2 protein-coding genes and 1 pseudogene are annotated in these 1063 nt (G+C 58.0%); 2 read left to right on the forward strand and 1 reads right to left on the reverse strand.

Annotated features, from left to right (window positions below; genetic code table 11):
* Both BU124_RS14925 and BU124_RS14475 read left to right on the forward strand, forming a co-directional pair.
* Positions 1–251: pseudogene (locus BU124_RS14925) on the forward strand (orotate phosphoribosyltransferase); the annotation flags it as partial.
* 14 nt (positions 252–265) lie between these two features.
* Complete coding sequence (locus tag BU124_RS14475; protein ID WP_084864269.1) at positions 266–580, forward strand: hypothetical protein; 315 nt, start codon at positions 266–268, stop codon at positions 578–580.
* Between the two features lie 91 nt (positions 581–671).
* Here the strand turns inward: BU124_RS14475 and BU124_RS14480 are convergent.
* A partial coding sequence (locus BU124_RS14480) for an IS5 family transposase (protein ID WP_143530030.1) occupies positions 672–1063 on the reverse strand: 392 nt, incomplete at its 5' end.

Below are 1063 nucleotides of genomic sequence, written 5' to 3' on the forward strand. Positions count from 1 at the left end.
TCCGTCAGGCGGGAGCCGAGGTCGCCGATACGATGGTGATCTTTTACTATGATATCTTCCCGGAGACCCGGACAACGCTGGCAAACCACGGAATCTCCCTGCACTCCCTCGCCACATGGTGGGATGTTCTTGATCACGCCAAGGAGGCTCGGCACTTCGATACCGCAACCCTCGAAGAGGTCGAACGGTTTCTTCACGCCCCCCTAGACTGGTCGGGCCGCAATGGCGGCGCGACCGACATCGCATCGTGACCATGGAGTCTCAAATGGCATTTTCTGACCTCGCTCAACTCATCAAGGACAATGGCAATGGCGTGCGCGCCTTCGAAAAGGCGGCCGAAGAAGCGTTTTCTGCTGCCGCAAAACACCCCGATCTGGCCGTGCAATATTTCGTTCTGGCCTCCGAAGCCGCTGAGTTCTCTGACTTGTATGACCGCATGCCGGTGACCAAATCGATTTCGGACACTGCGCAGGAGCGTTTCGCGGACCATGCGAAGAAGCTGGATGCGGCGACCGAGGATCATGCGCAGATGATCAGTGCCTTGAATGAAATCGTTTTGGAGATGTTGGCGGAGCGCTGACTGTTTATACGATTGGCAGGGGATTTGTTCAGTCAACTCACTACCGAGGCTGGCCGGCCTTGAATTGTGACCGCTTCTCTAGGGTCAGGACTCATAGCCAATAAATGACGGTTGCTGCGAGGGCGATTGCGGAGAGGAAGACCTTCCGGCACCTGTCGTATCGGGTTGCGACGCGCCGCCAGTCCTTGAGCCTGCCGAGCATGATTTCGATCCGATTGCGGCGTTTGTAGCGGCGCTTGTCGTATTTAACGGTGGCCTTGCGCTGCTTCCGACCCGGGATGCAGGCGCGTATCCCCTTGTCTTTCAACGCATCTCTGAACCAGTCCGCATCGTAGCCTTGGTCTCCGAGCAGCCATTCCACGTCTGGGAGACTGCCCAGCAGAGCCCGCGCGCCGATGTAATCGCTGACCTGTCCGGCGGTGACAAACAGGTTCAGCGGCCGGCCCTGGCTGTCGCAGATGGCGTGCAACTTGGTATTCATGG

This window comes from Salibaculum halophilum, from assembly GCF_002094885.1.
Classification (GTDB): Bacteria; Pseudomonadota; Alphaproteobacteria; order Rhodobacterales; family Rhodobacteraceae; genus Salibaculum; species Salibaculum halophilum.

Coding starts and splice junctions, on each gene's coding strand:
- BU124_RS14475 (WP_084864269.1), top strand. CDS start 266: ATGGCATTTTCTGACCTCGCTCAACTCATCAAGGACAATGGCAATGGC.